The organism is Pseudomonas sp. BF-R-19 (assembly GCF_019956445.1).
GTDB classification, from domain to species: Bacteria; Pseudomonadota; Gammaproteobacteria; order Pseudomonadales; family Pseudomonadaceae; genus Aquipseudomonas; species Aquipseudomonas fluorescens_BH.
On the sequence record NZ_JAHBDN010000103.1, the window covers coordinates 120,771 to 146,546 of the forward strand.

Annotated in this window: 21 protein-coding genes; all 21 read left to right on the top strand. The window is 62.1% G+C overall.

Annotated features, from left to right (window positions below):
- Nucleotides 1-239 precede the first annotated feature (239 nt).
- The 21 genes from KGB28_RS28200 (at nt 240) to KGB28_RS28300 (ending at nt 25,763) form a co-directional block, all read left to right on the top strand.
- Complete coding sequence (locus tag KGB28_RS28200) at nt 240-887, top strand: TetR family transcriptional regulator C-terminal domain-containing protein (protein WP_223448802.1); 648 nt, start codon at nt 240-242, stop codon at nt 885-887.
- 92 nt (nt 888-979) lie between these two features.
- The gene (locus tag KGB28_RS28205) at nt 980-1,696 is read left to right on the top strand and encodes a response regulator (protein WP_223448803.1); all 717 of its coding nucleotides are present in this window, start codon (nt 980-982) and stop codon (nt 1,694-1,696) included.
- Between the two features lie 5 nt (nt 1,697-1,701).
- Entirely contained in the window at nt 1,702-2,475 is a 774-nt protein-coding gene (locus KGB28_RS28210; RefSeq protein WP_223448804.1) for a substrate-binding periplasmic protein, read from the top strand.
- Complete coding sequence (locus KGB28_RS28215; RefSeq protein WP_223448805.1) at nt 2,472-4,727, top strand: ATP-binding protein; 2,256 nt, start codon at nt 2,472-2,474, stop codon at nt 4,725-4,727. The genes KGB28_RS28210 and KGB28_RS28215 overlap by 4 nt, the downstream gene beginning before the upstream one ends.
- 208 nt (nt 4,728-4,935) lie before the next feature.
- Nucleotides 4,936-6,348, top strand: a complete 1,413-nt coding sequence (locus KGB28_RS28220; protein ID WP_151214692.1) for an amino acid permease — start codon at nt 4,936-4,938, stop codon at nt 6,346-6,348.
- Between the two features lie 356 nt (nt 6,349-6,704).
- Nucleotides 6,705-7,496 carry an enoyl-CoA hydratase/isomerase family protein gene (locus KGB28_RS28225; protein WP_223448806.1) on the top strand — a complete coding sequence of 264 codons (792 nt, stop codon included), beginning with the start codon at nt 6,705-6,707 and terminating at the stop codon, nt 7,494-7,496.
- Nucleotides 7,497-7,536: 40 nt separating this feature from the next.
- Nucleotides 7,537-8,697, top strand: a complete 1,161-nt coding sequence (locus KGB28_RS28230) for an acyl-CoA dehydrogenase family protein (protein WP_223448807.1) — start codon at nt 7,537-7,539, stop codon at nt 8,695-8,697.
- A gap of 18 nt (nt 8,698-8,715) precedes the next feature.
- Nucleotides 8,716-10,815: an acetate--CoA ligase family protein gene (locus tag KGB28_RS28235; protein WP_223448808.1), complete on the top strand. Its 2,100-nt coding sequence runs from the start codon at nt 8,716-8,718 to the stop codon at nt 10,813-10,815.
- A 10-nt stretch (nt 10,816-10,825) separates the two neighbouring features.
- Nucleotides 10,826-12,433 (top strand): 5-guanidino-2-oxopentanoate decarboxylase, encoded by a 1,608-nt coding sequence (locus KGB28_RS28240; protein WP_223448887.1) that lies wholly within the window; start codon nt 10,826-10,828, stop codon nt 12,431-12,433.
- 24 nt (nt 12,434-12,457) lie between these two features.
- Nucleotides 12,458-13,648 carry a pyridoxal phosphate-dependent aminotransferase gene (locus KGB28_RS28245; RefSeq protein WP_223448809.1) on the top strand — a complete coding sequence of 397 codons (1,191 nt, stop codon included), beginning with the start codon at nt 12,458-12,460 and terminating at the stop codon, nt 13,646-13,648.
- Nucleotides 13,641-15,056, top strand: a complete 1,416-nt coding sequence (locus KGB28_RS28250; RefSeq protein ID WP_223448810.1) for an aldehyde dehydrogenase family protein — start codon at nt 13,641-13,643, stop codon at nt 15,054-15,056. The genes KGB28_RS28245 and KGB28_RS28250 overlap by 8 nt, the downstream gene beginning before the upstream one ends.
- 87 nt (nt 15,057-15,143) lie before the next feature.
- Entirely contained in the window at nt 15,144-15,854 is a 711-nt protein-coding gene (locus tag KGB28_RS28255; RefSeq protein WP_223448811.1) for an NAD(P)H-dependent oxidoreductase, read from the top strand.
- 885 nt (nt 15,855-16,739) lie between these two features.
- Entirely contained in the window at nt 16,740-18,086 is a 1,347-nt protein-coding gene (locus tag KGB28_RS28260) for an outer membrane beta-barrel protein (protein WP_223448812.1), read from the top strand.
- Between the two features lie 87 nt (nt 18,087-18,173).
- Nucleotides 18,174-19,484: an ABC transporter substrate-binding protein gene (locus tag KGB28_RS28265; RefSeq protein ID WP_223448813.1), complete on the top strand. Its 1,311-nt coding sequence runs from the start codon at nt 18,174-18,176 to the stop codon at nt 19,482-19,484.
- A 25-nt stretch (nt 19,485-19,509) separates the two neighbouring features.
- Entirely contained in the window at nt 19,510-20,235 is a 726-nt protein-coding gene (locus KGB28_RS28270) for an ABC transporter ATP-binding protein (protein WP_223448814.1), read from the top strand.
- 3 nt (nt 20,236-20,238) lie between these two features.
- A complete protein-coding gene (locus KGB28_RS28275) occupies nt 20,239-20,931 on the top strand; it encodes an ABC transporter ATP-binding protein (protein WP_223448815.1) in 693 nt (230 codons plus the stop codon).
- A gap of 2 nt (nt 20,932-20,933) precedes the next feature.
- Nucleotides 20,934-21,797, top strand: a complete 864-nt coding sequence (locus KGB28_RS28280; protein ID WP_223448816.1) for a branched-chain amino acid ABC transporter permease — start codon at nt 20,934-20,936, stop codon at nt 21,795-21,797.
- Nucleotides 21,797-22,831, top strand: a complete 1,035-nt coding sequence (locus KGB28_RS28285; RefSeq protein ID WP_223448817.1) for a branched-chain amino acid ABC transporter permease — start codon at nt 21,797-21,799, stop codon at nt 22,829-22,831. Before KGB28_RS28280 ends, KGB28_RS28285 begins: the two co-directional genes overlap by 1 nt.
- Before the next feature lie 207 nt (nt 22,832-23,038).
- Nucleotides 23,039-23,968, top strand: a complete 930-nt coding sequence (locus KGB28_RS28290) for a LysR family transcriptional regulator (RefSeq protein ID WP_223448818.1) — start codon at nt 23,039-23,041, stop codon at nt 23,966-23,968.
- A 232-nt stretch (nt 23,969-24,200) separates the two neighbouring features.
- On the top strand, nt 24,201-24,695 hold the full coding sequence (locus tag KGB28_RS28295) for a hydroxyquinol 1,2-dioxygenase (RefSeq protein ID WP_223448819.1): 495 nt from the start codon (nt 24,201-24,203) through the stop codon (nt 24,693-24,695).
- A 48-nt stretch (nt 24,696-24,743) separates the two neighbouring features.
- The gene (locus KGB28_RS28300; RefSeq protein WP_223448820.1) at nt 24,744-25,763 is read left to right on the top strand and encodes a hydroxyquinol 1,2-dioxygenase; all 1,020 of its coding nucleotides are present in this window, start codon (nt 24,744-24,746) and stop codon (nt 25,761-25,763) included.
- Nucleotides 25,764-25,776 lie beyond the last annotated feature (13 nt).

Sequence of the window (25,776 nt, forward strand, 5' to 3'; positions counted from 1 at the left end):
TCTGTGTTGTTTGAGCTGGTCCCTTCGCGAGCAGGCTCGCTCCCACAGGGGTAGGTGGGTGTACGCAAAATCTGTGACCAACACAAAACCCTGTGGGAGCGGGCTTGCTCGCGAAGCAGGCGCCACGGTCTACCATACTGGCAACTGACTGGAGAAATGGCCCGCTCTTGCTGTACAGTCGTTCAGCCCGCCGCTAACCCGCGCAGGTCTAAACGATTGAACCAAGGAGCGTGTCGCCCATGAATCAGGAAGCCCGTTTTTCCCGCATGGAACCGGAGTTGCGCAAAGCCAACCTGATCGAGGCGACGCTGGTGTGCCTCAAGCGTCACGGCTTCCAGGGCGCGTCGATCCGCAAGATATCCGCCGAAGCCGGGGTCTCGGTGGGGCTGATCAGCCATCACTATTCCGGCAAGGATGAACTGGTGGCCGCGGCCTACATGGCGATCACCGGGCGGGTCATGACCTTGCTGCGCGACGCCATGGAGCAAGCCGCGCCGAATGCCCGGGAGCGCTTGTCGGCGTTTTTCCGCGGATCGTTTTCCGCCGAACTGCTCGATCCGCAACTGATCGATGCGTGGCTGGCGTTCTGGGGCGCGGTGAAAACCGCCGAGGCCATCAACCAGGCCCACGATCATTCCTATGGCGAGTATCGCGGCATCCTGCGCAAGGTGCTGGCGGAACTGGCCCGGGAGGAGGGTTGGGAAAACTTCGACGCCGACCTCGCCGCCATCAGCCTCAGCGCCTTGCTCGACGGCTTGTGGCTGGAGTCCGGGCTGAACCCCGGTACCTTCACCCCGGAGCAGGGCATCCAGATTTGCGAGGCCTGGGTCGATGGGTTGCAGGCCGGCGGACGCCAACGCTTCTGCGGGCAGACGAGCGACTGTTGATCAGTCGTTCAGTACTGGATACTCTCTGGCGCCGATGCAGGAAAACACTCTAATAAGAAACTGGCCTTCGGGCCTATGCCGGACACCAAGCGATGACTCCTCGGGTATTGATCGTCGATGACGATCCGCTGATTCGCGATCTGCTGCACGCCTACCTGTCCCAGGAAGGCTACGACGTCCATTGCGCCGCCACGGCGGAACTGGCGGAAACCTTCCTGGCCAGCCAGAGCGTCGACCTGGTGATGCTCGACATCCGCCTGCCGGGCAAGGACGGCCTGACTCTGACCCGCGAGCTGCGGGTGCGGTCGGAGGTCGGGATCATCCTGATCACCGGGCGCAACGACGAAATCGACCGCATCGTCGGCCTCGAATGCGGTGCCGATGACTACGTGATCAAACCCCTCAATCCAAGGGAACTGGTGTCCCGGGCGAAAAACCTGATTCGCCGGGTCCGTCATGCGCAAACGCCAGCGCCGGCCGTCGTGGCGGCCAAGCCGGTCAAGCAGTTCGCCGACTGGGCGCTGGACACCGACCGCCGTCGCCTGATCGATCCGTCCGGCAGCGAAACCCTGCTGACCCACGGCGAATACCAGTTGCTCAGCGTGTTCCTGCGCAACAGCGGCCATACCCTCAGCCGCGATCAGTTGATGGACCAGATCCGCAACCGCGAATGGGTGCCCAACGACCGCTCCATCGACGTGCTGGTCGGGCGTCTGCGCCGCAAGTTGCACGACGATCCGGCAGAACCCCAGTTGATCATCACCATTCACGGCGCCGGTTACCTGTTCACCGCCAGCGTGGCGGCCTGAAGCTGATGGCGCGATGGTTTTGCCTGCTGGCGATGCTGGTGGCCGGCCATGCCGTCGCGGCGGACAAGGTTCGCTATTGCGATTACCCGGTGTACCCGCCAGTGTCCTGGAGCGACGGCAAGCAGGTGCGCGGCCTGGCGCCTAATGTGGTGAAAAACCTGTTCGGCCAGTTGGGTTACGAGGTCGAGATGGTCGTGCTGGGCAACTGGAAACGCTGCCTGCTGGACGCCGCCGAAGGGCGGGTCGATGTGGTGCTGGCCTACAGCACCGCGCAACGGGAGCAGAGCATGCTGTTCTCGACGGTGCCGGTCTTGCGTGAAGAAGTGGCGTTGTTCATCAACCGCCAGCACCCGGTGAAATTCGAACAGCTGGACGACCTGGCCCATTACCGTGGCGGCCTGTTGTTCGGCGAGAGCTACGGCGTGGAGTTCGATCGCATGGTCGCGCGCAACAACAATATCGAATGGGTTTCCGACAGCCACCAGAACTTCGGCAAGCTGATTCGCGGGCGCATCGATTTCATCACCCAGGAGCGACGCACCGGCCAGCTGTACGTGGAAAACCTGCCCGGCGGCCAGGATATCGTCGCCTTGCCCAAGGCGTTGAGCGTGGATTATCTGCGGGTCGCCGTATCGCGGCGCTCGCCCTTGGCCGCTCGCATGCCCGAGATCAATGCGCAGTTGCAGCGCCTGGTCGATGCCGGTGACATCGAGCGCTGGCTCAACGAAAGCGAAGTGACCTACCGCGACATGATCAACCTGCCGGCGGATGCGCAATGATTCGCGCCCGTCCCGGTGGACTGTTGCGACGCCTGTTGCTGTTCATTCTGTTGTTCAGCCTGTGCTTCACCGTGCTGGCCAGCAGCGTGCAACTGTACATCGAGTATCGACGGGAAATGCGCGACATCGATTCGCGCATGGAGCTGATCCGCGCCGGCTACCTGGCCAGCCTGGAACGCAGCCTCTGGGACTTGAACCAGGAGCAGTTGAATGTGCAGTTGCGCGGGCTGGTGGACTTCTCCGACGTCGCCCGGGTGCACTTGACCAGCGCCGATTTCGACCTGGTACAGGGCAATCCGCACCCCACGGGACCGCTGCGCATCGAGCGCTTTGTCCTGGACTATCAGCCGCCGTCCGGCCCTTTGCGCAACCTTGGCGAGCTGGAAGTGAGCACGGATCTGGGGGCGGTGTACCAGCGACTCTACGCCACCGGTTTGACCAGCTTGTTGTGGATGGCGGTGTTCCTCTGCGGTCTGGCCGTTGCCTTGTCGGGGCTGTTTTATCGACTGGTGACCCGGCACCTGAAAGTCATGGCCGAGTTTGCCCGACGCATCGCCGCCGGTGAATGGCACGAACCCCTGCACCTGGACAAGCGTCGTGGCAGCGACGAAATCGACACCGTGGCCCATGCGCTGGACGATATGCGCCGGGCGATCCTGCGGGACATCGAGCGCCGGGAAACCGATCGCCTGGCCTTGCAGGACAACCGTGACGAGCTGCTGAAAATGGTCGAGCGCCGCACCGCCAGCCTGATGCGCGCCAAAGACGAGGCGGAAGCGGCCAACCTTGCCAAGTCGCGGTTCCTGGCGACCATGAGCCACGAACTGCGCACGCCCCTCAATGGCATCCTCGGCATGGCCGAATTGCTGCGCGGTGCGCGTCTGGATGCCCAGGACGGCAAACGCCTGGATGCCTTGCACAAGGCCGGCGAAGGCTTGCTGACGATCCTCAACGAAGTGCTGTATTTCGCCAAGCTGGAGGAGGGTGTCAGCCATCCCGAACCGGTGGATTTCTCGTTGCGCCAGTTGCTCGACGAGGTGCTGACCCTGTTGGAACCGCGAGCGCTGAACAACGACACGATCCTCAGTTGTCGGGTCGATCAGCGCATTGCCGAGCATCACCACGGCGCCGAGCAGTTCCTGCGTCAGGTGCTGAGCAACCTGCTGGCCAACGCGATCAAGTTCACCGAAGGCGGCGAAGTCAGCGTCGAGGTGGCGCTGCTCAGCGAAACCGGCGAACAGACCGGACAGCGCCTGCGGGTCAGTGTCACGGACGACGGCATCGGCATTGCCCCTTTGATGCAGGCGAAGATTTTCGAGCGTTTCACCCAGGCCAGCGAAGAAGTCGCGCAGCGTTTTGGTGGCACCGGGTTGGGGTTGGCGATCTGCAAACATCTGGTGGAGCAGATGGGCGGCTGCATCGGCGTGGACAGTGAAGAGGGGCGCGGCAGTTGCTTCTGGTTCGAGCTGACCTTGCAGCCGGCCAGCGGCGTGGTTGAAGTTGCGTCGATTCGCGCGGCGGGGCCGGCACTGAACATCCTGGTGGTCGAAGACGTGGCGCTCAATCGCGAAGTGGCCAAGGGCTTGCTGCAACGGGACGGCCACCGGGTGTGGCTCGCCGAAGAAGCGGATCAGGCGCTGGAGCACTGTGCGGCGCGGGTTTTCGACCTGATGCTGCTGGACGTGCACCTACCGGGCATCAGCGGTGTCGAGCTATGCCGGCAGATTCGCAATAACGACGGGCCGAACCGCCATACGCGCATTTTCGCCCTGACCGCCAGCGTGCAACCGGCACTGGTGCGCGGTTATCTGGAGGCCGGCATGGACGGTGTCCTGGCCAAACCCTTGAAGCTGGAAAACCTGCGCCAGGTGCTGGAAGGGCATGCACCTGTGGCCGAGTCGCTACCGAGCGATGAGGCAATGGACTGGCCGCTGTTGCAGACCCATCGCAGCCTGCTCGGTGCGCAAAAGGTCCTGGGGCTGCTGGCGGTATTGCGTGACTCGATCGTTCAACACCGCGATGCGCTGAATGAAGCCATGGCCGCCGACGACTGCACAGAGGTCGCGCAACTGGCTCACCGCTTGGCCGGTAGCTGCGATTCCCTGGGTTTTCGGGCCTTGGCCAGCACCTTGAGGGTGCTGGAGACCTTGGCGCTGGCAAACGATGAATCGGCGATCCAGCGCATGAGCCCCGCGCTCGATGAGCAATTGCAGCACTCGCTCGATACCCTCGAAGGCCTGTTGCAGAGCTGACGTACAAGTTTGTTACGACTTTGTACAACTTCGATCCTTACGGTCAACGCGAACTTACATGGCTTTCCAATAATCGACGCAACCGCCGCAGCGCGGTCTTCGAAGCTTATTGGAGATAATAATAATGAATTGCCGTAAAGCTGATCCCTCCCTGCGCCGTGACGTCCTGTCGCGCGCTGTTCACCTCATCGACTGCTGAGGTGCCGACATGAACGAAAACACTGATCATAAAGGCATCCAGCTGACCCGCGCCCTCAAGAGCCGGCACATTTTCATGCTGTCGTTGGGCGGCGTCATCGGCACCGGGTTGTTCATGGGTTCCGGCGTGACCATCAATCAGGGCGGCCCGGTGGGGGCGATCCTGGCTTACCTGGTTGCGGGCTTCCTGATGTACCTGGTGATGGTCTGCCTGGGTGAACTGTCGGTGCAGATGCCGGTGTCCGGTTCGTTCCAGACCCATGCCACCAAATACATCGGCCCGGCCACCGGGTTCATGATCGGATGGGTGTACTGGATGAGCTGGGCCACCACCGTGGGCCTGGAGTTCACCGCCGCCGGCATGCTGATGACCCGCTGGTTCCCGGAGGTGCCGATCTGGTACTGGTCGGCGCTGTTCGTGGTGGTGCTGTTCGGTATCAATGCCATGGCGACCCGCGCCTTTGGTGAAGCCGAATACTGGTTCTCGGGGATCAAGGTCGCGGCGATTCTCGGTTTCATCGTGGTCGGCGTGCTGGTGATCTTCGGCGTGATGCCCTTGAGCAGCGGCGCACCAGCACCGATGGCGACCAACCTGATCGGCGATTCGTTGTTCCCCAACGGCCTGTCGGCGGTGTTCGCGGTGATGATGACCGTGGTCTACGCGTTCCAGGGTTGCGAGATCATGGGCGTGGCCGCCGGTGAAACCGACCAGCCGGAAAAAAGCATTCCCCGCGCCGTGCGCAACGTGGTGTTCCGTGTGCTGATCTTCTACGTGCTGGCGATCATCGTGTTGTCGGCCATCGTGCCGTGGCAGCAGGCCGGCCTGATGGAAAGCCCGTTCGTGCAGGTGTTCGACATGGTCGGCATTCCTTATGCGGCCGACCTGATGAACTTCGTGATCCTTACCGCGATCCTCTCGGTGGGCAACTCCGGCCTGTATGCCTCGACGCGCATCCTGTGGGCGATGTCGAAAACCGGCATGGCGCCGAAAAGCCTGTCGCATTTGAGCAAGCGTGGCGTACCGCTACGCGCCTTGAGCATCACCTTGTGCTTCGCGCTGGTGTCGCTGATGACCAGCTTCGTCGCCGCCGACACCTTGTTCATGGTGCTGATGGCGGTGAGCGGCATGTCCGGCACCGTGACCTGGATTGTCATCGCGCTGGCGCAGTACAAGTTCCGCAAGGCGTACTTGCGTGACGGCGGCAAGCTCAGCGACCTGAAATACCGCGCACCGTGGTTCCCGGTATTGCCGCTGATGTGCATCACGCTGTGCTGCTCGCTGTTCGTGTTCCTGGCCCTGGATGAAACCCAGCGTCCGTCGCTGTATTGGGGCTTCGGATTCATTGCGCTGTGCTATGGCGCGTACTTCCTGATCCATCGCAAGCGCCAGGGCGTGTTGGCGCCGAGCTTGCCGACTGCCTGATTCCTTGAACTAAACACTTCCCCCCTGTGGGAGCGGGCTTGCTCGCGAAAGCGGAGTGTCAGTCACCATCAAGGTTGACTGACAGGGCCTCTTCGCGAGCAAGCCCGCTCCCACATTGGTTTTGTGGTGGGCAAAAGATCTGCGACCAACGTCCTGTCACCAGTTGTTCGAAGTTGTAACAGCGCGAACGGTTCACGCTCGCTCTTCTAATAAATATTAAATAAAACCAATGTGTTACATAGTTTTTGAGCTTGTTACAGCCCATTTCCCCACCAATTGCTGCCTTGCTGAACACTCGTTTAGTATGGCCTCAAGTCGCATCACCTCAGACCAATCACAATAATTCGAGGATTCCCATGACCACTCAATCGTCGCTGCTCAGCCAGGTCGAAGCAGGCGTTGCCTGGATCACCCTCAATCGCACTGCCCAGCGCAATGCGCTGGACATTCCGACGCTGAAAAACCTGCATGGTTTGCTCGACGCTTTCAACGCCGATCCGGCGGTGCGCGTGGTGGTGCTCACCGGCAGCGGCCGCAGTTTCTGCGCCGGCGCCGACCTCGATGAATGGGCCGATGCCGAAGCCCGGGGTGCACTGGAAACCTACGGCTGGACCGAAACCGCCCACGCCCTGATGACCCGCCTGCACAGCCTGGAAAAACCCACCATCGCCGCCATCAACGGCACCGCCGTCGGGGCCGGGATGGACCTGACCCTGTGCTGCGACCTGCGCATCGCCGGGCAATCGGCGCGCTTCAAGGCCGGCTATACCAGCATGGCGTACTCGCCGGACGCCGGCGCCAGTTGGCACCTGCCACGGCTGATCGGCAGCGAAAAGGCCAAGCGCCTGCTGTTCCTCGATGAACTGTGGAGTGCTGACCGTGCCCTCGACGCCGGTCTGGTCGGCGATGTCTGTGCCGACGATCAACTGCTGACGGTCACCAGCGAATTGGCCGCACGCCTGGCCGCCGGCCCGACCTTTGCCTTCGCCCAGACCAAAAAACTCATGCGTGAAGGTGCAGAACGCAGCCTGCCGGAACAACTGCAAGCCGAGCTCGCCGCCGGTTTGCTCTGCGGTCGCAGCGAAGACGGCAACGAAGCCCTGCGCGCCGCCATGGAAAAACGCCCGGCACGCTTCATCGGTCGTTGATTCCTCTCCATCTCCCAGAACACGAACAACAGGTAGCAGCATGAATTTCCAACTGACCCAAGAACAAGAAATGTTGGTGGACTCGGTACGCAGCTTCGTCGAGAAGGAACTGCTGCCCTATGAAGAGCAAGTCGACCGCGCCGACGAGGTCTCCCCGGAACTGGCGGCACAGATTCGCGGCAAGGCGATTGCCGCCGGTTTCTACGCCTTCAACATGCCCGAAGAAGTGGGTGGTGGCGGCCTGGATTACCTGTCCCAGGCGCTGATCGAACGTGAACTGTCCAAGGTGTCCTGGGCGCTGCACGTGTTCGTCGCACGACCATCGAAAATCCTCATGGCCTGCACCGGCGACCAGATCAACGACTACCTGTTGCCGAGCATCCAGGGCGAAAAAATCGACTGCTTCGCCCTGACCGAACCGGGCGCCGGTTCCGACGCCAATGCGATCAAGACCCGCGCCGTGCGTGAGGGCGACGACTTCGTTCTCAACGGCAGCAAGCATTTCATCAGCCACGCCGGCCATGCCGATTTCGCCATCGTCTTCGCCGTGACCGACACCTATGAACACAACGGTAAAAAGCGCAACGCCGTGACCTCGTTCCTGGTCGACCGCAACACCCCGGGCATGACCATCCGCCGTGGACCCAAGTGCGTGAGCAACCGGGGTTATCACACCTTCGAAATGTTCTTCGACGACTGCCGCGTGCCGGCCAGCAAAGTGTTGGGCGAAGTCGGCAAGGGTTGGGAGGTGGCCAACGCCTGGCTGACCGCCGGGCGCGTGATGGTCGCGGCCAACTGCGTCGGTCAGGCCCAGCGCGCACTGGACGTGTCCTTGCAATGGGCGGCGGACCGCAAGCAATTCGGCCAGCCGATCGGTACTTACCAGGGCGTGTCGTTCAAATTGGCCGACATGGCCACGCAAATCCGCGCCGCCGAACTGCTGACCCTGCACACCGCCTGGAAAATGGATCAGGGCACCATGACCGATGGCGAGGCCGGCATGGCCAAGCTGTTCGCCAGTGAAGTGCTCGGGCGTACCGCCGATGAAGCGGTGCAGATATTCGGCGGCATGGGCCTGATGGACGAAGGTCCGGTGGAGCGCATCTGGCGCAACGCGCGGATCGAACGGATCTGGGAAGGCACTTCGGAAATCCAGCGCCACATCATTTCCCGCGAGCTGCTGCGGCCGCTGCTGCGCTGATCGGCCCGGAGAATTCCCATGTCCCAAACCATTCGTGACAACCTCAAACGCATGCTCGCGCCGCAACACGTGGCGTTCGTCGGCGGCCGCAGCATGGCGCGCGCCCTCAAGCGCTGTGCCGAGGGCGGCTACCAAGGGCAAATGTGGCTGGTCAATCCGCAGCACGACAGCCTCGAAGGCGTGCCGTGTGTACGCAACATCGCCGACCTGCCATGCGGGCCCGATGCGGTATTCATCGCCACCAACCGTGAACTGACCCTGACCTGCGTCGCCGAACTGGCGGCCATCGGCGCGGGCGGGGCGATCTGCTACGCCTCCGGCTTCGCCGAGACCGGCGTCGAAGGCCAGGCCCTGCAACAGCAACTGCTCAAGGCCGCTGGCGACATGGCCTTGCTCGGCCCCAACTGCTACGGCCTGCTCGACTACCTGCACAGCTCCGCGCTGTGGCCGGTGGCCCATGGCGGCAAAGCGGTGGAGAAGGGCGTGGCGGTGCTGACCCAGAGCGGCAACTTCGCCTACAACCTGTCCATGAGCGACCGCTCGCTGCCGGTGGCCTACATGGCCTCGGTGGGCAATCAGGCGCAACTGGGCGTGGCTGAACTGATGGACGTGTTGCTCGACGAGCCGCGCGTCACCGCCATCGGCCTGCATCTGGAAGGCTTGAAGAACGTGCCGGGTTTTGCCCGCGCCGCGCACAAGGCGCTGGAGAAGGGCATCCCGATCATCGCCCTGAAAACCGGTGTGTCACAGATCGGCGCCGAACTGGCCTTGAGTCACACCAGCTCGCTGTCCGGCTCCGATGCGCTGTACGACGCACTGTTCGATCGTCTCGGGGTGATCCGCGTCAGTGGCCCGGTGAGTTTTGTCGAAACCCTCAAGGCCGCCGCCTGCGGCAACCTGCCGGCGGGCAACAGCCTGATCGCGCTGGCCTGTTCCGGTGGCGACGCCGGGCTGATTGCCGACTATGCCGAACGTAACGAGCTGGGCCTGCCGAAACTCGATCAAGGGCAGGTCGGCGAACTCGCGCAAGTGCTGCCGACCTACGCCAACCTGGTCAACCCGCTGGATTTCACCACCGCGATCTGGGGTGACGGCGTAGCCTTGAACCGCATGCTCGACAGCGCGCTACGCACCGAAGCCGACGCTGCCATGCTGGTGCTCGACTACCCGTCGGAGTTCACCGGCGAGCGCAAGGAATGCGACCTGCTGCTGGAGTTGTACTGCGCGGCTCTGCAACGCCACGGCAAGACCGGTTTTGTCACCTCGGCCTTTCCCGATCTGCTGCCGGCCCATGCCCGCGAGCGTCTGCACGCCCAAGGCGTCGCGGCCCTGCAGGGCGTTGAAGACGGGTTGGCCGCGTGGGGGCGCATCGCCGGTTATCAACGCAACCGTCAGGCGTTGCTGGCGCTGGGCGAATCGGCGCTGGTGCCGTTGTGCCCGCAAGCGCTGGAAGGCGAGGGACGCTTGCTCAATGAATGGGATTCCAAACAGGCGTTAAAAGCCTTTGGCCTGCCGACGCCCAACGGCGTTTTGAGCACCCCGGACAAGGCCCTGAAGGACGCCGAAACCCTGGGCTATCCGCTGGTACTCAAAGCGGTCAGCGCCCAACTGCCACACAAGACCGAGGCTGGTGCCGTGGCGTTGAACCTCAAGGACGGCGCGGGATTGAGCGCTGCACTGGAGAAGATGCGCAGCAGCATTGCCGCTTACGCCCCGGGCGTAGCCTTCGATCAACTGTTACTCGAACCCATGGCCAAGCCGCCACTGGCTGAGCTGATTGTCGGCATCAAGCGCGAAAACGATTTCGGCCTCGCGCTGGTGATCGGTGCCGGCGGCATTCTGGTGGAGTTGCTCAAGGACAGTCGCAGCCTGTTGCTGCCGACCACCGACGGAGCGATCCGCAACGCCTTGCTCAGCTTGCGCAGCGCACCGTTGCTGCAAGGTTTCCGTGGTCGCGAGTCCGCAGACCTGGACGCCTTGGTCACGGCCATCCGCGCGGTGGCGGACTACGCCTGCGAGAACGCCGGACACCTGCTGGAACTCGATGTGAACCCATTGTTGGTCGGTGCCCAAGGCACGACTGCGGTCGATGCGTTGATTCGCCTCGGCCAGGAGTGAGGACATGAATATGCAAAGCAAAACCTTGACCGGTGGCCAGGCCCTGGTGCGTCTGTTGGCCAACTACGGCGTCGATACCGTGTTCGGCATCCCCGGCGTACACACCCTGGAGCTGTATCGCGGCTTGCCCGGCAGCGGCATCCGCCACGTCTTGACCCGTCATGAACAAGGCGCCAGTTTCATGGCCGACGGCTATGCCCGGGTCAGCGGCAAACCCGGCGTGTGCTTCGTCATCACCGGTCCCGGCGTGACCAACGCCGCCACCGGCATTGGCCAGGCCTACGCCGACTCGATTCCGATGCTGGTGATTTCCAGCGTCAACCACAGCGCCAGCCTGGGCAAGGGCTGGGGCAGCCTGCACGAGTGTCAGGATCAACGGGCGATGACCGCGCCGATCACCGCGTTCTCCGCCGTGGCGCTGACCGCCGAAGACCTGCCGGAACTGATTGCCCGTGCCTACGCGGTGTTCGACAGCGAGCGCCCGCGCCCGGTGCACATCTCGGTGCCGCTGGACGTCTTGTCGGCGCCGATTGCCCGTGACTGGAGCAATGAGGTGGTGCGTCGCCCGGGTCGTGGCCCGGCATCCGCCATTGCCATCGATCAAGCCGTGGCCAAACTGAAGGCTGCCAAGCGACCAATGATCATCGCCGGTGGCGGTGCGCTGAATGCCGTTGCGCAACTGCAAGACATCAGCACCCGGCTCGCTGCGCCGCTGTTCACCAGCGTTGCCGGCAAGGGCCTGCTGCCGCCGGACGCGCCGCTCAACGCTGGCTCATCCCTGTGTGTAGAGCCGGGCTGGAACCTGATTGCCGAGGCCGACGTGGTGCTCGCGGTCGGCACCGAAATGGCCGATACCGACTACTGGCGTGAACGCCTGCCGCTCAGTGGCGAACTGCTGCGGGTCGACATCGACCCACGCAAGTTCAACGACTTTTATCCGTGCGCGGTTGCCTTGCACGGCGATGCACAACAAACCCTCAGCGGTGTGCTTGAGCGCCTGCCATCCGACGTACGCGACGCCGGCGCAGCCACTGCCTCGGTTGCCGCACTGCGTGAGTCGGTCAAGGCCAGCCATGGCCCGTTGCAGTCGATCCATCAATCGATTCTCGACCGTATCGCCGCAGAGCTACCGGACAACGCGTTCATCAGCACCGACATGACCCAACTGGCCTACACCGGCAACTACGCCTTCGACAGCCTGGCCATTCGCAGCTGGCTGCACCCGACCGGCTACGGCACCTTGGGTTATGGCCTGCCGGCCGGCATCGGCGCCAAGTTCGGCGCGCCGCAGCGGCCGGGCCTGGTGCTGGTGGGCGACGGTGGTTTCCTCTACACCGCCCAGGAACTGGCCACGGCTGTTGAAGAACTGGACAGCCCGCTGGTGGTGCTGCTGTGGAACAACGACGCGCTGGGGCAAATCCGCGACGACATGATCGGCCTGGATATCGAACCCATCGGCGTATTGCCACGCAATCCGGATTTCGCCGCCCTCGCTCGTGCCTTCGGCTGCGCCGTGACTCAGCCGCAAAGCCTGGCCGAGTTGCAGACCGACCTGCGTCAAGGCTTCAAGCGTAACGGCGTGACCTTGATCGAACTCAAGCATGCCTGTGCGCATTGATTTGCACTTTAAGGGGATGAAGCCATGCGCTTTTCCGATCTGACTCAACGTATCGCCGGCGACGGCGCCGCCGCGTGGGACATTCACTACCGCGCCCTGGCGCTGCGCGAGCAGGGTGAAGACATTCTGCTGTTGTCCGTGGGCGATCCGGATTTCGACACGCCACAGCCTATCGTGCAGGGCGCCATCGACAGCCTGCTGAGCGGCAACACTCACTATGCCGAGGTGCGCGGCAAGCGTGCCCTGCGTGAAGCCATCGCCAGGCGTCATCAACAACGCAGCGGTCAATCCATTTCGGCCGATCAGGTCACCGTGCTGGCCGGGGCGCAATGTGCGCTGTTCAGCGTGGCCCAATGCGTGCTCAATCCCGGTGACGAAGTGATAGTCGCCGAACCGATGTACGTCACCTACGAAGCGGTGTTCGGTGCCTGCGGCGCCGTGGTGGTGCCGGTGCCGGTGCGCTCGGAAAACGGTTTTCGCGTGTTGCCCGAAGATGTCGCCGCGCGCATCACCCCGCGCACCCGGGCGCTGGCACTGAACAGCCCGCACAACCCGTCCGGCGCGAGTCTGCCGCGCAGCACCTGGGCTGCCTTGGCTGAGTTGTGCATCGGCCACGACCTGTGGCTGATTTCCGATGAGGTCTACAGCGAATTGCTGTTCGAAGGCGAACATGTCAGCCCGGCGAGCCTGCCGGGCATGGCCGAGCGCACCGCGACCCTCAACAGCCTGTCGAAATCCCACGCCATGACCGGCTGGCGCGTCGGCTGGGTGGTGGCGCCGCCATCCCTGGCCGCGCACCTGGAAAACCTCGCGTTGTGCATGCTCTACGGCTCGCCGGATTTCATTCAGGACGCTGCCGTGGTGGCCCTGGAAAGCAACTTGCCGGAACTCGAAGCCATGCGCGAAGCCTATCGCCAGCGTCGTGATCTGGTGTGCGACAGCCTGGCCGATTGCCCCGGCGTGCGGGCGTTGAAACCCGATGGCGGGATGTTCGTGATGCTCGATATCCGCCAGACCGGGCTCAGCGCCCAGGCGTTTGCCGACCGTCTGCTGGATCGCCACGGCGTGTCGGTCCTGGCGGGCGAGGCCTTTGGTCCGAGCGCGGCGGGGCATATTCGCCTCGGCCTGGTGGTCGGCGCCGAACCGCTGCGCGATGCCTGCCAGCGCATTGCCCGTTGTGCTCAAGAATTGATGGAGGCCCAGGTTCATGCTTAATCACAAGACACTGTTTATTGATGGTCGCTGGCAAACTCCGTCGGGGCAGGGCATCGCCGAGGTGATCAACCCGGCCACCGAAGAAGTGTGCGGCAGCGTTCCACTGGGTGATGAACTCGATGTCGAAAACGCCGTGGCGGCTGCACGCCGGGCGTTCGACGCATGGTCGCGTACACCGTCCAGCGTGCGTGCCGGTTACATCCGCGCCCTGGCCGATCAACTGCGCAATCGTGCCGATGAGATGGCCGCGGTCATCACCACTGAACTGGGCATGCCGGTGCAATGGTGCCGTTCGGTGCAGGTCGACGGGCCGATCACTGGCCTTGAGCAGTACGTCGAACTGGCTCATCTCATGGACGAAGTGCGCGAAGTCGGCAACTCGCTGGTGATCCGCGAGGCCGTGGGTGTCTGCGCGTTCATCAACCCGTGGAATTACCCGCTGCACCAGTTGATCGGCAAACTCGCTCCAGCGTTGGCCGCCGGTTGCACGGTGGTGGTCAAGCCGAGCCAGGAAACCCCGCTGCATGCCTTCCTGCTGGCGCAAATGATCGAGGACATCGGCCTGCCGGCCGGTGTGTTCAACCTGGTCAGCGGGCCAGGGTCGAAAGTCGGCGAAGCGCTGGCCAAACACCCGGACGTGGACATGGTGTCGTTTACCGGTTCCACCGGCGCTGGCGTTCGTGTCGCCCAAGCGGCGGCGCCTTCGGTCAAGCGGGTGTGCCTGGAACTGGGCGGCAAGTCGCCGTTGCTGATCGCCGAAGATGCCGACCTGGCAGCGGCTGTGCGCTACGGCGTGCAGGACGTGATGATCAACTCCGGCCAGACCTGCACCGCGCTGACCCGCATGCTGCTGCCGGCCAGCCGTTACGCCGAGGCCGTGGAACTGGCGCTGGCGGAAACCCTGAGCCTGCGCATGGGCGATCCCCTCGACCCACAAAGCTTCCTCGGCCCGATGTGTTCGGCCGGGCAAAAACGCACCGTGCTCGACTACATCAAGGTTGGCCAACAGGAAGGCGCACGGCTGCTGTGCGGCGGTGACACGCCGTCGACCTTCGAACGCGGCTTCTATGTCAGCCCGACGCTGTTCGCCGATGTCGACAACCGCATGCGCATCGCCCAGGAAGAAATCTTCGGCCCGGTGCTGTGCCTGATTCCCTACACCGATGAGGCGCAAGCGATCCAGATCGCCAACGACTCGCCGTTCGGCCTGTCCAGCGGCGTCTGGGCCGGCAGTGCCGAGCGCGCCTTGCACCTGGGGCGGCAGCTGCGCGCCGGTCAGTGCTTCCTCAACGGCGCGGCGTTCAATTACCAGGCGCCGTTCGGTGGCTACAAACAGTCGGGTAACGGTCGTGAATGGGGTGAGGAGGGACTGAACGAGTTCGTCGAAGTGAAGGCGATCCAGGTGTGACGGTTGGCGATTCAAACTGTTCATCACCCACGATGTTGCTACTCCACACCTTCAATCGATTCGCTGGAACAAGTCTAAGGAACCACCATGAAAGTACTGATCGTCCACGCTCACCCGGAGCCGCAATCCTTCACCGCCGCCCTGCGGGACCAGGCCGTTGCCACCCTCGAAGCCCAGGGCCACGAAGTGCAGGTCAGCGACCTGTACAAAATGAACTGGAACCCCGTGGCCAGCGACGCGGACTTTTCCTCCCGGGAAAACCCTGAATACCTGGTCTATGCCCTGGAACAACGCCTGGGCGTGAAGAGCCAGTCGCTGGCCGCGGACATCCAGGCGGAACTGGACAAACTGCTGTGGGCCGACCTGCTGATCCTCAACTTCCCGATCTTCTGGTTCTCCACCCCGGCCATGCTCAAGGGCTGGATCGACCGGGTGCTGGTGTCTGGCATCTGCTATGGCGGCAAGCGCTTCTACGATCAGGGCGGTCTGGCGGGGAAGAAGGCACTGGTGACCGTGACCCTGGGCGGGCGTGAACACATGTTTGGCGACGGTGCGATCCATGGCCCGTTGGAGGACATGTTGCGGCCGATCCTGCGTGGCACCCTGGCTTACGTCGGGTTCGATGTGCTGGAACCGTTCGTGGCCTGGCATGTGCCGTACATCAGTGAAGAGGCGCGCCAGCAATTTCTGGTTGATTACAGCCAGCGTTTGCAGCACTTGAGCGACGACCAACCACTGGTATTTCCGAAGTTGTCGCAGTTTGATGAGCAGCTGTATCCACTGACCACCAATGCCTGATTAACACCACATCCCCCTGTGGGAGCGGGCTTGCTCGCGAATGAGATCTGTCAGTTGACTCAGACGGCGACTGACATACCGCCATCGCGAGCAAGCTCGCTCCCACAGTGATCGGCGTTGTCGCAGATGCCCGAGTACCCACACAAATCCCTGTGGGAGCGGGCTTGCTCGCGATGATGGCTTCACATTCAACATCTCTGCTGACTGATACACCGCTATCGCGAGCAAGCTCGCTCCCACAATGGTCGGCGCTGCCGCAGATGCCCGAGTACCCACACAAATCCCTGTGGGAGCGGGCTTGCTCGCGATGATGGCTTCACATTCAACATCTCTGCTGACTGATACACCGCTATCGCGAGCAAGCTCGCTCCCACAATGGTCGGCGCTGCCGCAGATGCCCGAGTACCCACACAAATCCCTGTGGGAGCGGGCTTGCTCGCGATGATGGCTTCACATTCAACATCTCTGCTGACTGATACACCGCTATCGCGAGCAAGCTCGCTCCCACAATGGTCGGCGCTGCCGCAGATGCCCGATTACCCACACAAATCCCTGTGGGAGCGAGCTTGCTCGCGATGATGGCTTCACATTCAACATCTCTGCTGACTGATACACCGCTATCGCGAGCAAGCTCGCTCCCACAATGATCGGCGCTGCCACAGGTTCAGCTATCTCCCAGCATTGTTCTGAATACGCAAACACTGATGTCGCCGAGAATGGAATTGTTGGTGCAGTGGTGGACTTGTAGCCTCCATTACGCCGAACACCACGATCCGCCAACGATCGAGTGGAGCCCGGGCCAGGGCTCATCAAGACGTCATACCTTGCTTTCGGCCTCATGCCCCTTCGGGGGATTGGCGCCTAATAAAAATAAGGAAGGCAGGTATGAGTATTCGTGCATGGGTTTGCGCAGCAACCCTGGTCGCGCCCGTTCTGGGTGCCGAGGTTTTGTTTCCCTCTATGGCTCTGGCAGCAGACGATCCGATGGGCTCGCTGGTGCGCAGTGTGTTCGGCGACAGCCTAGAGCGCGAACACGGGATCAAGGTCTACGGCTGGGCTCAGGCCGGTGTGATCTATAACAACAACGGCACGGATGACGTCAGCAAGCAAAGCTTCTTCAATACCGACGAAGGTGTGAACCTCAACCAGTTCGCCCTGGCCGTGGAAAAGAAACCCAAGAGCAATGTGATCGGCCGCGTGGGACCGTTTCCCGGCGCGATGCCGCAGGAAGCTGACTGGGGTTTCAACGTCACGGCGCTGTACGGCAAGGACGCACGCTTCTTCAAGACCTACGGCTGGGACGAAGACCTGAGCGTCAACCGCGACAACAAGCCTGAAGATCCGGCGTTCACCGTCGCCCAGGCTTACGTCAACTTCTACTTCCCCGTGCTCGGCGGCTCGGAGTTGATGGTCGGGATATTCCACACGCCGCTGGAAAACGAAATCGGCTTTGCCTTGCCATCCCCGGCGCCGACTGACTTCTACTCGCACACCTATTCATTCATGCACGGCCCGGCCAAACATGCCGGTGCACTGTACTCGTTCAAACTGCCTTCGGCGCCTGGCGAAAGCATGCTCGGCTTCGAACTGGGGGTGGTCCAGGGCTGGAACAACCTGCAAGATCCCAATCACTCGCCGGACGTGATCGCCAACGTACGCTGGCGCTCGGCGGACTTCGGCACCTGGATCGACTGGGAAAACATCTACGGCAATGGCGCTGGCGACAGTTTCGCCGAATGCAGTTGTGGCTCGCCGCTGCCGGCGGGCACCAAGGATGACGACTACAAGCGCCTGGCGTCTTACCTGACGCTTTCGCAGGTCATCGATCCGAACAACCGCGTGGCGCTGGAGTTGAATTACGGCAAGCAGGAGCAGGGCGCTTTCGCCGGGTTTGCCAACAAAAACGACGCCACCTGGTATGGCACGGACGTGAACTGGTACCACAAGCTCAGCGAAAACCTGATGTGGAACAGTCGCGCCGAGTGGTTCTACACCGACGCCCCGGTCCACGTGATGATGGCCAATATCGACCCGCACACCGGCATTCCCGATCCGACCTGGGGCAGTTTCTACGGTGTGACCACCAACCTGGCCTGGACGCCGACACCCAACGTGCGCCTGCGCCCGGAACTGCGCTACGACATCCACTCAGGCCCCGGCCGCGATGCCTATGCCGACGGCGAAAAGGATTCGCAAGTGGTTGCGTCTTTCGACGTCAGTTTCTTCTTCTAAACGGATTTCTCCGGTTTACCCCTGACCCTGCGTGATGGCCCGGCCACACGTGGCGACCCTGTTCGTCCAGGCTTTTGGAGTACTTACATGACAGACAATAACGATAAAAACCTGTTTGGCCGCGACTTCTCCCGCCGTGATTTCCTGCGCAGTACCGGCGTTGCTGCCGGTGGCGTGGCACTGGCCAGCCTGCCGTTCAACTTTGCCATTGGCAGCGAGCGGGTGATCAAGCTCGGTTATGTCAGCCCGCAGACCGGGCCGCTGGCGCCCTTTGCGGCAGCCGACAACTACATCATCGAGTCGCTCAGGCAAGTCTTGAAGAACTCGATCACCGTGGCCGGCAAGGTTTACCGCCTGGAGGTTATCGTCAAGGACAGCCAGTCCAACCCCAACCGCGCGGCGGAAGTGGCGAGCGAGCTGATTCTCTCGGACCAGGTCGATCTGATGCTGGTGTCGTCGACCCCGGAAACCACTAACCCGGTGTCCGACCAATGCGAAATCAACGAAATTCCGTGCATCTCCACGGTGGCGCCGTGGCAGCCGTGGTTCTTTACCCGTGGCGGCAAGCCGGAGCAGGGCTTTGAGTGGACTTACCACTTTTTCTGGGGCCTGGAAGATGTGATCGGTACCTACAGCGCCATGTGGGGGGCGATGCCGTCCAACAAAATCGTCGGTGGGCTCTTTCCCAATGACGGCGACGGCAATGCGTGGGGCGACCAGAAGCTCGGTTTCCCGCCGGTACTGGCGCAAAAGGGCTTTCAACTGGTCGACCCTGGCCGCTTTCAGAGCCTGACCGACGATTTTTCCGCGCAGATTGCCGCGTTCAAAAAAGCCGACGTCGAGATCGTGACCGGCGTGGTCATCCCGCCGGACCTGAGCACGTTCTGGACCCAGGCCCGGCAGCAAGGCTTCAACCCGAAAGCCGTGTCGGTGGGCAAGGCATTGTTGTTCCCGACGGCAGTCGAGGCACTGGGCAAGGCCGGCAACAACCTGTCGACCGAAATCTGGTGGAGCCCGACGCATCCGTTCAGCTCGTCATTGACCGGCGCCAGCGCCGGGCAACTGGCCCAGGGTTTTACCCAGGCGACCGGCAAGCAGTGGACGCAACCGTTGGGGTTCGTGCATGCCCTGTTCGAACTGGCCGTGGACATCCTCAAGCGCACCGAAGAAATCGGCAACGCCCAAGCAGTCCGCGATGCCTTGCTCAAGACCAACCTCAACACCGTGGTCGGCCCGATCAACTGGAATGGCGGACCGGTGAAAAACGTCGCCAAGACGCCTCTGGTCAGCGGCCAGTGGCGCCTGGGCAAGGACAACAAATACGACCTGATCGTGACCAGCAATGCCACCGCACCAGCGATTCCGTTGGGTGGCGAGATGCAGGCCATTACGTATTGATCGCGCAACAGGACACGGGTGCACCATGCAACAACCACTTCTACAAATGAGCGATGTGCACAAAAGCTACGGCCAGGTGAAGGTCACGGACGCAATCGACTTGACCCTGCAACCGGGCGAGGCCCTGGGCATCATCGGGCCCAACGGTGCAGGTAAAAGCACGCTGTTCAACCTGATCGCCGGTGGCGTCGCGGCGGACAAAGGCACGATTCATTTCGAGGGCCGCAACGTCACCCGAGAACCGGTGTTCAAGCGCTGCCAGCAAGGCATCGGCCGTTCCCACCAGATCCCGCACCCGTTCGTGAAAATGACCGTGTTCGAGAACCTGCTGGTGGGCGCGACCTTTGGTGCGCGGTTGCGGGACAAGGAAGCCAGTCAGTGGTGTGCGCAAACATTGGAGCTCACCGGCTTGATGCGCAAGGCCAACGTGCTGGCCGGCTCACTGACCTTGCTCGACCGCAAACGCCTGGAAATGGCCCGGGCCTTGTCGACCCGGCCGCGCCTGTTGCTACTCGACGAAATTGCCGGTGGCCTGACCGAACCGGAATGCCTGGCACTGGTGGAAACCATTCAGGGCATCCATAAGTCCGGTGTCGCCATCATCTGGATCGAGCACATCGTGCATGCCTTGCTGGCGGTGGTCAGTCGCCTGACGGTGATCAACTTCGGCGCCAAACTGGCCGAAGGCGAGCCGCGCAGTGTCATGGCCGACCCTCGGGTCCAGGACATCTACATGGGAATCGGGAGCTGACGCATGCTGACCATTGAAAAACTCTGTGCCGGTTACGGCGACTTTCAAGCGTTGTTCGACATCAGCCTGACCCTTGATGCCGGTGAAACCGTGGCGATCATCGGTTCCAACGGCGCGGGCAAGTCGACGTTCCTGCGCTCGTTGGCCGGGCTGATCAAGAACCAGCCCGGCGCCATCCACTTCAAAGGCCAGGCCATCGGTGACCTGGCGGCCAATCAGGTGTTGGAGCGGGGCATCGCGCTGGTGCCGGAAGGCCGCAAGCTGTTCCCCTCGCTGACGGTCGAAGAAAACCTGTTGATCGGTGCCTACAGCAAACGCCCGGGACCGTGGACGTTGAAACGCATCTATCAGCTATTCCCGGTGCTGGAAAAACTGCGCAAGCGTCCCGGCACCGCGCTGTCCGGCGGCCAACAGCAAATGGTAGCGATTGGCCGGGGCCTGATGGCCAACCCGCATCTGCTGTTGTGCGACGAAATCAGCCTGGGCCTGGCGCCGACGACGATCAAGGACATCTACGCTGCGCTGCCCTCGATCAAGGCCGACGGCACCACGGTGATTCTCGTCGAGCAAGACATCAATCAGGCACTGAGTGTGTGTGACCGCTTCTACTGCTTCCAGGAAGGGCGCGTGTACCTGACCGGTCAGCCTGGGGATGCGGACAAAGCACAAATCAAAGCCGCGTATTTCGGGATCTAGTGATGGAATGGCTCAATACTTTGCTTCAAGGCATGTTGCTCGGCGGCCTGTACGCGATGTTCGCGGTGGGGTTGTCGTTGATGTTCGGCATCATGCGCCTGGTCAATATCGCCCACGGCGACTTCATCGTTCTGGCGTCGTACATGGCGCTGCTGGTGGTCAATCACCTGGGGTTCAGCCCGTTGGCGAGCTTGCTGATCGTGGTGCCGCTGATGTTCTGTTTCGGCTACCTGTTGCAACGGCTGTTGCTCAACCGGACGTTGGGCCAGGACATCCTGCCGCCATTGCTGGTGACCTTCGGTCTGTCGATCATCGTGCAGAACGTGCTGCTGGAATTCTTCAGTGCCGACAGCCAGAAACTCGCTCAGGGTGATCTTGAGGTAGCCAGCGTCGGCATTGGCAGCCTGAGCGTCGGCGTGATGCCGCTGATCGTGTTCTGCAGTGCGCTGCTGATCATCGGCGGCCTGCAATTGCTGTTCTACAAGACATCGTTGGGCCGGGCGTTTCGCGCCACCTCCGATGACCAGCACACCGCACGGCTGATGGGGGTCAACAATGCGCACATCTTCGGCCTGGCCATGGCGCTGGCGATGGCCGTGGTGTCGATTGCCGGGGTGTTTCTGGCGATTCGCACCAGCTTCGACCCCACCGTGGGACCGGCGCGGCTGTTGTACGGTTTCGAAGCGGTGATCATCGGTGGTTTGGGCAGCCTGTGGGGCACGTTGGCCGGCGGGGTGATTCTCGGCGTTGCGCAATCCCTGGGGGCAAAAATCGATCCCGGCTGGCAAATCCTCGCCGGTCATCTTGTGTTCCTGCTGATCCTGGTCCTGCGCCCGCGTGGCCTGTTTCCCCGGAGTGTCGACTGATGAATGCCTTGAACAACCCAGCGCTTAGGTTTCGCGTACAACGCACGACCACCAGCAGCACCATCGGCCTTTCGTTGCTGGGCCTGTGCGTATTGATCCTGCTCAGTGCACCCTTGTGGGCCGACCGGGCGAGCCTGCGCCTGGTGGTGGAGTTCGCCTATTACCTGGCGTTGGCGCAAATGTGGAACTTGCTGGCGGGCTACGCCGGCATGGTCTCGGTAGGGCAGCAGGCCTTCGTCGGTCTGGGCGGCTATCTGCTGTTCATGCTGGCGAGCCAATTCGGAGTGCCGCCCTTGGTCGCGGTATTGCTCTCTGGCGTGTTGGTGGCATTGCTGGCGATTCCCACGGCGCTGATCGTGTTTCGTCTGCGTGGCGCCTATTTCGCCATCGGTACCTGGGTGGTGGCGGAGGTCTTCCGTTTGGGCCTGGCGCAGATGAGCAGCCTGGGTGGCGGTTCCGGGCAAAGCCTGCCGGCGGCGATTGTGCGGCAGATCGGCAATGACCGGGACGGGCGCGAAACGCTGATCTATTTCACCGCACTGGCCATCGCCATTGCCACCGTGGCAGTGGTGTTTTTTCTGCTGCGCTCGCGTCAGGGCCTGGCACTGGCATCGATTCGTGATTCTGAACCGGCGTCCGGCAGCCTCGGTGTCGATACGTTCCGCACTAAATTGATGGTCTACGTACTGGCCGCCGGTTGCACGGGGGTGGTCGGGGCGCTGATCTTCCTGCAAAAACTGCGCATATCCCCGGACGCCGCGTTCAACCTGCAGGACTGGACGGCGGTGGTGATCTTTATCGTGATCATCGGCGGCATCGGCACCCTCGAAGGACCGTTGATTGGCACGCTGATTTACTTCGTGTTGCGCGGCTGCCTGGCGCAGTACGGCGCGGTGTACATGATCATTCTTGGCGTGGTCGCGGTGGTGATGATGCTCAAGGCTCCGCAAGGGGTGTGGGGACTGATCAGCGAACGCCTGGGCTGGCAGGTTTTCCCGATGCAGCGGCGGTTGTCCGCTGCGCCCCGGCCATGACCTGTAGGAGCGAGCTCGCTCGCGATGGACGTTAACGAAAACGCTGGGTACCTGACACCCCGCGGTGTTCTCAGGTCCATCGTCGGAACGCCGCCCGGAGCAAGCTCGCTCCTACAGGCAGGTTTTCGCCCGGGATCTGGAGTGCGAGGTGCCGACAGGCTAACCTCGCTGTTCCTATAAGAACAAAAGCATCCAGAGAACCTGCCCATGGATCGTTTACTCAGTGTCGAAGCCTTTGTGCGGGTGGCCGAAACCGGTAACTTCGCCAAGGCGGCCCAGCAACTGGGGGTGACTCGTTCGGTGATCACCCACCGCATTCAGCAGCTGGAACAGTTCATCAATGCGCCGTTGTTCCATCGCAGCACCCGCCATGTGCGGCTCTCCGAAGTAGGCGAGACCTACTACAAGGAATGTGCGGACATGGTCGCGGGTTTCAATTCGCTGACCGAACACATGCGTGAACTGCGGGCCAAACCCACCGGCAAGCTGCGCGTGCAGATGCTGCCGGGCTTCGCCATCGGTCACTTCGGCCGAATGCTGGCCGAGTTCACGCGCTTGTACCCGGACATCGAAGTGGACGTGATCGTCAATGACCGGGTGGTGGACCCCATCGAAGAAGGTTTCGATGTGGCGTTCCAGATGTTCCCGCCGATGGCCGAAACCCTGATCGAGCGCAAGCTGTTCAGCGTGCGCCGATTGTTCTGCATGTCGCCTGATTACGCCGACGAGTTTGGCGTGCCCACCCATCCCCAGGAACTGTTGCAACACAAGATCGCCTTGTATGAAGGCTATCCGTCGCGCAACCGCTGGATCTTCAGCCGTGACGACGAGCAAGTGGAGCTGAGCCTGCCGGGCCAGGTGCGTTCCAACTCCGTGCATTTGCTGCGCGATTACGCACAGACCGGTGTGTGCATTGTCTGCCTGCCGACCCTGGTGGCCAGCGATGACTTGCTCAGCGGCCGGTTGATTCCGGTGCTGCCGGAGTACGGGTTGTCCTCTTTCAACTTTTCGGCGGTGTATCCCGCCACCCAGCGCCGGGCCTTGAAAGTGCGTACGTTGATCGACTTTCTGGTGGACAACTTCGGCGAAGAGCCATGCTGGGACAAGCCCCTGCTGGAGCGTGGCTGGGTCCGTTGAGCCAATACGCGAACCCTGTGGGAGCGGGCTTGCTCGCGAAGGCGGTGTGTCAGTCGCCAATTGGCTCAACTGACAGGTCCTCTTCGCGAGCAAGCCCGCTCCCACAAGTATTGCGCTGGCTTCAGTGTTTGCGTTTCGCAAACACTGTTGTCGCCGGTCCTCTAATTGTTCGCAGAGCGGGTGCGACGTACTGTTGGCTCACTGTTACTACAACAACAAAACGGTGAAAACCATGAGTAGCGCTGCAATCGAAACGGTCTTCGGCTCGCTGGACAACTACACCAAAGGGTCGGTTGAAATCATCAGCGGCCAGGCCAGTCACTACGCCTTTTCCAACATTTTCGAAGTGGCCGATCTTTCTGGCCCTTATGAAAAGGTCGTGGTCGGTTTCAACCTCGGCTACGTCGTCGAAACCCTGCGCGCCGAAGGCCAGTCGCCCTGGTACACCGCCGCGCACGACGAGTTCGCCATCGTCATGGACGGTGAAGTGCGGGTGGACTTCCTCAAGCTCGATGCGCCGTTGCAAGCCGGCGAGGGCACGCACCTGGCCGGTGAAATGCCGGCGGGCAAACCGATGGGCTACGTGTTGCTCAAGCGCGGTCATCAGTGCCTGTTGCCGCTCGGCACCGCCTATCGCTTTGAAGCCAGCCGCCCGGGCGTGATTCTGCAGCAGACCATCAAAGGCCCGTTGTCGGTCGAGAAATGGGCAGACATCTGCTTCAAGTGATCTGCCGTATCTGACCGCCCAATCCAAAAGAACAAGAGGAATCCCGCCATGGCCATGCTTGAAACCGCTGCCGACTCCGCGCATTTTGCCGACGATGAAGTCCAGGCCAGCGCCCCCCACGCCGTCACTGGCTACTGCTCATTCAAACTCGGCGCCTTCGAACTGTCGCGCGACGAGTATTTCGCCCGCATCACCTGGCCGGCCAAGGGCCAGACCCGCTCGCACCTGATTCCGGTCGACGCTTTCCTGCGCGCCATGATGCGCGACGTGGCCTGGGGCTTTTTCTATGGCTGGGTCAACTTTGACCACGTCATCGGCACCCGCAACTACTACGGCAAGGTCGATCTGTACGCTGGCACCTTCAACGGCACGCTGAAGGCGGCCGGGGTCAACTACACCGAAAACTTCGAAACGCCGCTGATCATGGCCACCTTCAAGGCGATCCTGCGGGACTGGACCAACGCCACCTTCGACCCCTTCGCCGCCCCGGAAGAAACCGGCAGCGCATTCGGTCGCAAGAGCGGCAACAACATCCAGGCCATCGAGCGCTCCCGCATCGCCACCAAACGCATGCCGGGCCTGAAGGATGACTCGCCGCTGCGTGACGACCTGCCGGTCAACCGCCAGTTCATCGACGTGCCGCAGGATGAACCGGAGGTCCATGCCGCCGAAGGCTTTGAAGGCGAACTGCATGCCTTCAACCTGTTCAAGTACCTGTCGCGCTCCGACGTGACCTGGAACCCGTCGGTGACCTCGGTGTGCAAGGCCAGCCTGTTCTGCCCGACCACCGAGGAATTCATCCTGCCGGTGTTCCACGGCAACGACCGTATCGAGTGGTTCTTGCAAATGTCCGACGAGATCATCTGGGACGTCGGCGACAAGGACGATGGCAATCCCCGTGCGCGCATCACCATGCGTGCCGGCGACATCTGCGCCATGCCCGCCGACATCCGTCACCAGGGCTACTCGACCAAGCGCTCGATGCTGATGGTCTGGGAAAACGCCACGCCGAACCTGCCGCAACGCTACGAAAGCGGCGAGCTCAAGCCGTATCCGATCGAGTTCTAGGACTTCGTGTCCG

Coding starts and splice junctions, on each gene's coding strand:
- KGB28_RS28285 (WP_223448817.1), top strand. CDS start 21,797: ATGAATGCCTTGAACAACCCAGCGCTTAGGTTTCGCGTACAACGCACG.
- KGB28_RS28235 (WP_223448808.1), top strand. CDS start 8,716: ATGTCCCAAACCATTCGTGACAACCTCAAACGCATGCTCGCGCCGCAA.
- KGB28_RS28210 (WP_223448804.1), top strand. CDS start 1,702: ATGGCGCGATGGTTTTGCCTGCTGGCGATGCTGGTGGCCGGCCATGCC.
- KGB28_RS28270 (WP_223448814.1), top strand. CDS start 19,510: ATGCAACAACCACTTCTACAAATGAGCGATGTGCACAAAAGCTACGGC.
- KGB28_RS28215 (WP_223448805.1), top strand. CDS start 2,472: ATGATTCGCGCCCGTCCCGGTGGACTGTTGCGACGCCTGTTGCTGTTC.
- KGB28_RS28255 (WP_223448811.1), top strand. CDS start 15,144: ATGAAAGTACTGATCGTCCACGCTCACCCGGAGCCGCAATCCTTCACC.
- KGB28_RS28230 (WP_223448807.1), top strand. CDS start 7,537: ATGAATTTCCAACTGACCCAAGAACAAGAAATGTTGGTGGACTCGGTA.
- KGB28_RS28240 (WP_223448887.1), top strand. CDS start 10,826: ATGCAAAGCAAAACCTTGACCGGTGGCCAGGCCCTGGTGCGTCTGTTG.
- KGB28_RS28225 (WP_223448806.1), top strand. CDS start 6,705: ATGACCACTCAATCGTCGCTGCTCAGCCAGGTCGAAGCAGGCGTTGCC.
- KGB28_RS28245 (WP_223448809.1), top strand. CDS start 12,458: ATGCGCTTTTCCGATCTGACTCAACGTATCGCCGGCGACGGCGCCGCC.
- KGB28_RS28275 (WP_223448815.1), top strand. CDS start 20,239: ATGCTGACCATTGAAAAACTCTGTGCCGGTTACGGCGACTTTCAAGCG.
- KGB28_RS28260 (WP_223448812.1), top strand. CDS start 16,740: ATGAGTATTCGTGCATGGGTTTGCGCAGCAACCCTGGTCGCGCCCGTT.
- KGB28_RS28300 (WP_223448820.1), top strand. CDS start 24,744: ATGGCCATGCTTGAAACCGCTGCCGACTCCGCGCATTTTGCCGACGAT.
- KGB28_RS28265 (WP_223448813.1), top strand. CDS start 18,174: ATGACAGACAATAACGATAAAAACCTGTTTGGCCGCGACTTCTCCCGC.
- KGB28_RS28280 (WP_223448816.1), top strand. CDS start 20,934: ATGGAATGGCTCAATACTTTGCTTCAAGGCATGTTGCTCGGCGGCCTG.
- KGB28_RS28200 (WP_223448802.1), top strand. CDS start 240: ATGAATCAGGAAGCCCGTTTTTCCCGCATGGAACCGGAGTTGCGCAAA.
- KGB28_RS28295 (WP_223448819.1), top strand. CDS start 24,201: ATGAGTAGCGCTGCAATCGAAACGGTCTTCGGCTCGCTGGACAACTAC.
- KGB28_RS28250 (WP_223448810.1), top strand. CDS start 13,641: ATGCTTAATCACAAGACACTGTTTATTGATGGTCGCTGGCAAACTCCG.
- KGB28_RS28220 (WP_151214692.1), top strand. CDS start 4,936: ATGAACGAAAACACTGATCATAAAGGCATCCAGCTGACCCGCGCCCTC.
- KGB28_RS28205 (WP_223448803.1), top strand. CDS start 980: ATGACTCCTCGGGTATTGATCGTCGATGACGATCCGCTGATTCGCGAT.
- KGB28_RS28290 (WP_223448818.1), top strand. CDS start 23,039: ATGGATCGTTTACTCAGTGTCGAAGCCTTTGTGCGGGTGGCCGAAACC.